At 57.8% G+C, this 8485-nt stretch carries 6 protein-coding genes; 1 reads left to right on the top strand and 5 read right to left on the bottom strand.

Annotation, left to right across the window (positions count from 1 at the left end):
* Nucleotides 1–123: 123 nt before the first annotated feature.
* Nucleotides 124–567, bottom strand: coding sequence for an Lrp/AsnC family transcriptional regulator (locus LDK53_RS15710; RefSeq protein WP_025756547.1), 444 nt, complete (start codon nt 565–567; stop codon nt 124–126).
* A 107-nt stretch (nt 568–674) separates the two neighbouring features.
* Between LDK53_RS15710 and LDK53_RS15705 the strand changes: the two genes are divergently transcribed.
* On the top strand, nt 675–1571 hold the full coding sequence (locus tag LDK53_RS15705) for a DMT family transporter (protein WP_225287546.1): 897 nt from the start codon (nt 675–677) through the stop codon (nt 1569–1571).
* On the opposite strand, the gene narI is transcribed toward LDK53_RS15705, so the two are convergent.
* From narI to LDK53_RS15685, 4 genes are read right to left on the bottom strand one after another with little or no spacing between them, the layout of a single operon-like run.
* Nucleotides 1568–2245 (bottom strand): respiratory nitrate reductase subunit gamma, encoded by a 678-nt coding sequence (narI, locus tag LDK53_RS15700; RefSeq protein ID WP_045286274.1) that lies wholly within the window; start codon nt 2243–2245, stop codon nt 1568–1570. The genes LDK53_RS15705 and narI overlap by 4 nt on opposite strands.
* Entirely contained in the window at nt 2245–2955 is a 711-nt protein-coding gene (gene narJ, locus LDK53_RS15695) for a nitrate reductase molybdenum cofactor assembly chaperone (RefSeq protein ID WP_025756544.1), read from the bottom strand. The genes narI and narJ overlap by 1 nt, the downstream gene beginning before the upstream one ends.
* A complete protein-coding gene (gene narH / locus LDK53_RS15690) occupies nt 2952–4487 on the bottom strand; it encodes a nitrate reductase subunit beta (protein ID WP_225287545.1) in 1536 nt (511 codons plus the stop codon). Before narH ends, narJ begins: the two co-directional genes overlap by 4 nt.
* The gene (locus LDK53_RS15685) at nt 4484–8227 is read right to left on the bottom strand and encodes a nitrate reductase subunit alpha (RefSeq protein WP_225287544.1); all 3744 of its coding nucleotides are present in this window, start codon (nt 8225–8227) and stop codon (nt 4484–4486) included. Before LDK53_RS15685 ends, narH begins: the two co-directional genes overlap by 4 nt.
* Nucleotides 8228–8485 lie beyond the last annotated feature (258 nt).

Here is an 8485-nt window from a genome sequence, read left to right as displayed (position 1 = left end):
TCTGCCGTCATCGACTTCGAAGGTTCGAATCCTTCCCCCACCACCATCATTTCCCCAACATAAAAAAACCGAGTCCGCCTTTGTAGGCCGGGTAAGGCGCAGCCGCCACCCGGCGACAGATGGCTACATCGGTGGCAAACGTCGCGTCACCGGCGTGCTTTTCACAATCGACGTATTGCACTGAGCATGCTCCGCCAGCCCGTCCAGCAGCGCATCAAGCTGTTCGATTGACCGCACTACCAGCCGGATAACAAAGCAGTCCTCCCCGGTCACTTTGTCGCTCTCAATACACTCCGGCATTGCCTGAATGTACTTATCCACTTTATGCAACAGCCCCGGCAGTGGCCGTACGCGCACCAGCGCCTGCAGCGTATACCCTAACGCCGCCAGGTTCACCCGCGCGCCATACCCCTGAATCACACCGCGCTCTTCCAGCCTTTTCAGGCGCTCTGCCGTGCTGGGTGACGTCAGCCCGATACGCCCGCTGAGCACCTTCAGGGACATACGCGCATCCTCAACCAGACAGGCTAAGATTTGTCGGTCGATATCATCAAGAAGGCATTCCATCGTTTTCACCTAATTTTAAAAAGTCATTTAGCTCTTAAACCTTATATCACCCCTGTAAAACACGACAGCCATTTTCGACAATAACGTCATCAATCAGGAGGTGGATGATGCGTGATTTCCATAAAGGCGTCTGGCAAATGAGCCTGGCGATGTTAATTTCCGGCTCAATTGGCGCGTTTGTTTTACTGTCCGGTCTGCCGGTAACGGAAGTGGTGTTCTGGCGCTGCCTGATTGGGGCAGTGGCACTGTTCATTTTTATTCGCATGAGTCGAAAGCCGTTTAGCCCCCTCACCCGCACGACGCTGCTGCTGGCGATCCTCGGCGGAGCGGCATTAGTGGTGAACTGGCTGCTGCTCTTCGCGGCCTATGAACGGATCTCAATTGGTCTTTCGACCGTGGTGTATAACACTCAGCCGTTTATGCTGGTATTGATGGGGATGCTTTTCGGCGAGCGTGTCAGCCTGGTGAAATGGGGCTGGCTGGTGCTCGCCTTTGGCGGCGTGGTCATTTTGCTCTCCAGTGAATTGACCAGCGCACATGGCGCCGACTGGCTCGCCGGGATTGGGCTGGCAATGGCCGCTGCCTTCTTCTATGCGGTAACGGCCATCATTGCCCGCAAGCTGCGATCGGTTGCGCCGCAGCACATTGCCTTCATCCAGGTGCTGACGGGCGTCGTCATGCTTCTGCCGTTTGCCCGCATGCCGTCATTGTCCGCCGATTTCCCCTGGCCGATCTTGCTGACGCTGGGCGTTGTCCATACCGGCATTATGTATCAACTGCTCTACAGTGCGATTCAGAAGCTGCCGACGCCCATTACCGGCTCGCTGTCGTTTATCTATCCGGTGGTGGCGATCGTTGTTGATAATCTGGTATTTGGACACTCGCTGAACCTGACGCAACTGGCAGGCGGCGCGCTGATCCTGTTTGCTGCAGCGGGCAATAACCTGGGCTGGGGCGAAAAAAAACCCCGCGAGTGCGGGGTTGGTATCAAAACGGCAAATTAGCGACGGGCGCGTACAATCTGGTATTTGCGCGTCAGGTATTCCACCGGCGCGCTCCAGATGTGCACCAGGCGAGAGAACGGGAATAACACAAACAGCGTCATCCCCAGCACCAGATGAACGCGGAAGATAAACGCCACGCCGTCCAGATGTTCAGATGCACCACCGTGGAAAGTCACCACAGACTGCGCCCAGCCCACCAGCTTCATCATTTCACTGCCGTCCATATGCTGCGCCGAGAACGGAATGGTCAGCAGACCCAGCGCGCACTGTACCATCAAAAGGGAGAGGATCAGGATGTCCGCCCCGGTGGTGGTTGCCCGCACGCGGGGGCTGAACAGACGACGTTTCAACAACAGCAGGCCCCCCACCAGGGTCATCACCCCGCAGGCCCCACCGGCGATCATCGCCATCTTCTGCTTCACCTCAATGGGCAGCCACGCTTCGTACATCCAGTGCGGCGTCAGCATGCCGAGGAAGTGGCCGGCAAAAATGCCCAGAATACCGATGTGGAACAGGTTAGAGGCCACATGCATCCCTTTACGATCCAGCATCTGGCTGGAGCCAGCGCGCCAGGTATACTGGCCGTAGTCATAACGCAGCCAACTTCCCACCAGGAACACGGTGCCCGCGATATACGGGTAGATATCAAAGAAGAACATATTCAGGAAGTGCATTATTGCTGTCCTCCGTTAGAGATATTCAAATATTGCGGGGCAACGGCACCGGCAAAACGACGCTGGTGAGCAGAGATTTCAGACTCGCCACAGCTCTGGTCAGCAAAGAATTTCACCTGTTCTTCCTCCCAGACGGCATCCAGCGCCTGCGGGGTATCGTCCCGGGCTTCATCGGCGATTTTCTCCGCCACTTTTTCACTGTCGACCGACGCGTTGGCCAGCTTCACCAGCAGGTCGAACAGCACCGCGTAGCGGCTCTCGCGCTGCTGAAGCCGCGCGCCGAGCAGCGCCAGGATCGGCGCGATGTCCTGCAGACCACCCAGCGCCTCCTCTTTCGGCAGCTGCGCCAGATACTCCAGATAGAGCGGCAGATGGTCCGGCAGCTCGCGGCTGTCGAGCTGCAGGCCATGCTGCTCGTACTGCGCCATCAGGTCGACCATCGCCTGACCGCGGTCGCGGGACTCACCGTGAACATGTTCAAACAGCAGCAGCGAGGTTGCCCGACCGCGGTCAAACAGCTGGCTGTAGTCCGCCTGCGCATCGAGAAGATCGCGCGCTAACAGGTCGCGGAGGAAAACCCCAAGCCGCTGGGCATCCTCTTTATCCAGGTTTTCGGATGACGCGAGTGCATCAAACAGCTCCTGCTGATGCTGCACCAGCGCAGCATCCGGGTACTCCAGCAGACGCGAAACAATGACGAGTTCAATCATGAGTGCGGCTCCGTTTTACTGGTCACATCCATGGCGTCGATGCGGCGGCTGTTGAACAGATTGAATTTGCTGTCTGACCCGTGGCAGCCGTCGCCAAAGGTAAAGCCACAGCCATTTTTCTCCGGGAAGGCTTCGCGGGTCAGTTCACGGTGGCTGCTCGGCACCACGAAACGATCTTCGTAGTTGGCAATCGCCAGGTAGCGGTACATCTCCTGCGCCTGCGCTTCGGTCAGACCGACCTCTTCCAGCGCACGGGTATCGGTCACGCCGTCCACGGTTTCGGCACGTTTGAAGTGGCGCATTGCCAGCATACGTTTCAGCGCCAGCAGTACCGGCTGGGTATCGCCTGCGGTCAGCAGGTTTGCCAGATACTGAACCGGGATACGCAGGCTTTCCACGTCCGGCAGAATGCCGTTACTGCCCAGCTCGCCCGCATCCGCGGCTGACTGAATCGGCGACAGAGGCGGCACGTACCAGACCATCGGCAGCGTGCGGTATTCCGGGTGCAGCGGCAGGGCCAGCTTCCAGTCCATCGCCATTTTGTACACCGGAGACTGCTGCGCAGCGTCAATCACGCTCTGCGGAATGCCGTCCTTCAGCGCCTGCTCAATCACCTTCGGATCGTTCGGGTCGAGGAACACGTCCAGCTGACGCTGATAGAGATCTTTCTCGTGCTCGGTGCTGGCAGCGTTTTCAATTGCGTCCGCGTCGTACAGCAGCACGCCGAGGTAGCGGATACGGCCTACGCAGCTCTCGGAGCAAACGGTCGGCATACCGGCTTCAATACGCGGGTAGCAGAAGATGCACTTCTCAGACTTGCCGCTCTTCCAGTTGAAGTAGATTTTTTTGTACGGGCAGCCGGTGATGCACATCCGCCAGCCGCGGCACTTGTCCTGGTCGATAAGGACAATGCCGTCTTCTTCACGCTTGTAGATGGCACCGCTCGGGCAGGTCGCCACGCACGCCGGGTTGAGGCAGTGCTCGCACAGGCGCGGCAGATACATCATGAAGGTGTTTTCGAACTGGCCGTACATCGCCTTCTGCATGTTCTCGAAATTCTGGTCTTTGGCGCGTTTTTCGAACTCGCCGCCCAGGATCTCTTCCCAGTTTGGACCGCTGGTAATTTTGTCCATGCGCTGGCCGGTGATCAGCGAGCGAGGACGGGCGATCGGCTGGTGTTTGCTTTCCGGCGCGTTGTGCAGGTTCTGATAGTCGTAGTCAAACGGCTCGTAATAATCCTCAATGCCCGGCAGATGCGGGTTAGCGAAGATTTTTCCCAGAAGCAAAGCGCGGTTACCCATGCGCGGCTGCAGCTTACCGTTGATTTTGCGGATCCAGCCGCCCTTCCACTTCTCCTGGTTTTCCCAGTCGGTCGGGAAGCCGGTGCCCGGCTTACTTTCCACGTTGTTGAACCAGGCATACTCCATACCTTCACGGCTGGTCCAAACGTTTTTACAGGTGACCGAGCAGGTATGACAGCCGATGCATTTATCCAGATTCAGCACCATGCCGACTTGTGAACGAATTTTCATTTTACGCTCTCCTGTACCTGGTCATTACCTTCGCCGTCTAACCAGTTAATATTCTTCATCTTACGTACCACCACGAACTCATCGCGGTTCGAACCTACGGTGCCGTAGTAGTTAAAGCCGTAGGCCAGCTGGGCATAGCCACCGATCATATGGGTCGGTTTCGGCGTAATACGGGTCACGGAGTTGTGGATCCCGCCGCGCTGCTCGGTGATCTCTGACCCCGGCAGGTTCACGATACGCTCCTGCGCGTGGTACATCATGGTCATCCCGGCCGGTACGCGCTGGCTCACCACCGCACGCGCCGTCAGGGCACCGTTACTGTTGAACACTTCGATCCAGTCGTTATCTTCGATACCCAGATCTTTGGCGTCCGTTTCGCTCATCCAGACAATCGGACCACCGCGCGACAGGGTCAGCATCAGCAGGTTGTCGCTGTAGGTGGAGTGGATCCCCCACTTCTGGTGCGGCGTCAGGAAGTTCAGCGCCTTCTCCGGGTTACCGTTCGATTTCGCACCCATTACGGTTTTCACGGAGCGGGTGTCGATTGGCGGACGGTAAACCAGCAGGCTTTCACCGAAATCGCGCATCCACTGGTGATCCTGATACAGCGACTGACGACCGGAGAGGGTGCGCCATGGGATCAGCTCATGAACGTTGGTGTAGCCAGCGTTGTAAGAGACATGCTCATCTTCGAGGCCAGACCAGGTCGGGCTGGAGATAATCTTGCGCGGCTGCGCCTGAATATCGCGGAAGCGTATTTTCTCTTCCTCTTTATTCTTCGCCAGGTGCGTATGGTCGCGACCGGTAAACTCACTCAGCGCCGCCCAGGCTTTCACCGCGACGTGGCCGTTGGTTTCCGGTGCCAGGGTCAGGATCATCTCTGCGGCATCAATCGCCGTGTTAAGGCAGGGCTGACCTTTCGCCGGGCCGTCCGCTTTGGTGTAGTTAAGCTTACGCAGCAGATCCATTTCGCTCTGGGTGTTCCAGGCAATCCCTTTCCCGCCGTTACCGATTTTCTCCATCAGCGGGCCGATAGAGGTAAAGCGTTCGTACGTTGCCGGGTAATCACGTTCAACCGGAATAATGTGCGGCGCGGTCACGCCTGGGATCAGGTCGCACTCGCCTTTTTTCCAGTCCTTCACGTCCAGCGGCTGCGCCAGTTCGGCGGCGGAGTCGTGCTGAATTGGCAGCGTCACCACGTCGGTCTCTTTGCCGAGGTGCCCTACGCAGACCTCAGAGAATTTCTTCGCGATGTCCTTGTAGATATCCCAGTCGCTTTTCGATTCCCACGCCGGGTCAACGGCCGCAGACAGAGGATGAATAAACGGATGCATATCCGAGGTATTCATGTCGTCTTTTTCGTACCAGGTGGCGGTAGGCAGCACGATGTCGGAATACAGGCAGGTGCTGGAGAGACGGAAGTCGAGGGTCACCACCAGATCCAGCTTGCCGTCGAGACCATTGTCTTTCCACTCCACCTCTTCCGGCTTCACGCCGCCCTGCTTGCCGAGATCTTTCCCCTGAATGCCGTTTTCGGTACCCAGCAGGTATTTCAGCATGTACTCGTGACCTTTACCGGACGAGCCCAGCAGGTTGGAGCGCCAGATAAACAGGTTACGCGGATGGTTTTTCCCGTTTTCCGGCTGTTCTGCTGCGAAACGGATTGATCCATCCTTCAGTGATTTCACGGTGTAATCCACCGGCGACATCCCCGCCTTCTTCGCCTCTTCCGCGATGCGCAGCGGGTTGGTGCCCAACTGAGGCGCAGACGGCAGCCAGCCCATGCGCTCAGCACGCACGTTGAAGTCAATCAGGTGGCCGCTGTAGCGGGATTTATCCGCCATCGGCGACAGCAGCTCCTGGGCGGTGACCGTTTCGTAGCGCCACTGGCTGGAGTGGTTATAGAAGTAAGAGGTGCTGTTCATGTGGCGTGCCGGGCGCTGCCAGTCGAGGGCAAACGCCAGCGGCTGCCAGCCAGTCTGCGGACGCAGTTTTTCCTGGCCTACGTAGTGCGCCCAGCCGCCGCCGCTCTGACCGACACAGCCGCAGAAAATCAGCATGTTGATCAGACCACGGTAGTTCATATCCAGGTGATACCAGTGGTTCAGACCCGCACCGACGATGATCATCGAACGGCCGTGGGTCTTGTCTGCGTTTTCAGCGAACTCACGGGCGATACGCACGATCTGCGCGCGAGGTACGCCGGTGATCTGTTCCGCCCATGCCGGGGTGTAGGCTTTCACGTCGTCATAGCTGGTCGCACAGTTTTCATCGTTCAGACCACGCTCCAGGCCGTAGTTCGCCATGGTCAGGTCATGAACGGTAGTGACCAGCGCGGTAGAGCCGTCGGCCAGCTGCAGGCGTTTCACCGGCAGCTTATGCATCAGGACGTTCTGCAGCTCAACCTTGTTGAAATGCTCGGAACCTTCACCGCCGAAGTACGGGAAGCCAACCTCGGCGATCTCGTCCTGGCTACCCAGCATGCTCAGACGCAGTTCCGTCTCTTCGCCCGTCGTGCCGTTACGCTGCTCGAGATTCCACTTGCCCTTCTCGCCCCAGCGGAAGCCGATAGAGCCGTTTGGCGCCACCAGCTCGCCGTTGCTGTTGTACGCGACGGTTTTCCACTCAGGGTTATTTTCCTGGCCCAGCGCATCCACCAGATCGGCGGCGCGCAGGGTGCGGCCCGCGGCGTAGTACCCGTCACGTTCTTCCAGCATCACCAGCATTGGCATGTCGGTGTAGCGGCGGACGTAGTCGGTGAAGTACTGGCTGGGCTTATCCAGGTGGAACTCGCGCAGCATAACGTGGCCCATCGCCATCGCCATCGCGGCATCGGTACCCTGCTTCGGTGCCAGCCACAGGTCGCACAGCTTGGCGATTTCGGCGTAGTCCGGGGTTACCGCCACGGTTTTGGTGCCTTTGTAACGCACTTCGGTAAAGAAGTGCGCATCCGGCGTACGGGTCTGCGGCACGTTAGAGCCCCAGGCGATGATGTAGCTGGAGTTGTACCAGTCCGCGGATTCCGGCACATCGGTCTGCTCGCCCCAGGTCTGCGGAGAGGCTGGCGGCAGGTCGCAGTACCAGTCGTAGAAGCTCAGGCAGGTGCCGCCGATTAAGGAGAGATAGCGCGCCCCGGAGGCATAAGAGACCATCGACATCGCCGGGATCGGCGAGAAGCCCGCCACGCGGTCAGGACCGTAGGTTTTTACGGTGTAGACGTTAGAGGCGGCAATCAGCTCGTTGACCTCTTTCCAGGAAGAACGCACAAAGCCACCGCGGCCGCGGGCCTGCTTAAAGCTTTTCGCTTTGTCCGCATCTTCAATAATGGAGGCCCAGGCATCAACCGGATCGCTGTGCTGCACCTTCGCTTCGCGCCACATTTTCATCAGGCGCTTGCGCATCAGCGGGTATTTGAGGCGGTTCGCGCTGTAGAGATACCAGGAGTAGCTGGCGCCACGCGGGCAGCCGCGCGGTTCGTGATTTGGCATATCCGGACGGGTGCGCGGATAGTCGGTCTGCTGCATCTCCCAGGTCACCAGACCGTTTTTAACAAATATCTTCCAGCTACATGAGCCAGTACAGTTCACGCCGTGGGTTGAACGGATGACTTTGTCATGCTGCCAGCGCTGGCGGTAACCGTCTTCCCAGTCCCGGTTGGTATCCAGAACCTGGCCGTGCCCATCGGCAAAAGTTTCGCCCTTCTGTTTGAAGTAGCGAAACCGGTCCAAAAATTTGCTCATCGGGTATCTCCTGTGTGGAGCCTGTGGCTCTCTAAATCGACATTGCTGATTTGCAGCGAAGGTAACGCCCTGAAAGAGGGGGAGAATTGATAACGATCAAGACGACGCGGGACTTCCCAGAGTGGGGTTACGCTGAATACCACCAAAGCGGTATTTTCTGAAATATCCCATCCTATTGATATATAAGATTATTTATTTTTTATTGTACAAAAAACAGGGCGTTCATTAACATCTCAGGTATTAAGGGGTAGACCCCCC

The organism is Enterobacter sp. K16B, assembly GCF_020216105.1.
In the GTDB taxonomy this organism is placed as follows: Bacteria; Pseudomonadota; Gammaproteobacteria; order Enterobacterales; family Enterobacteriaceae; genus Enterobacter; species Enterobacter sichuanensis.
This window is presented reverse-complemented; position numbering and strand designations above follow the sequence as displayed.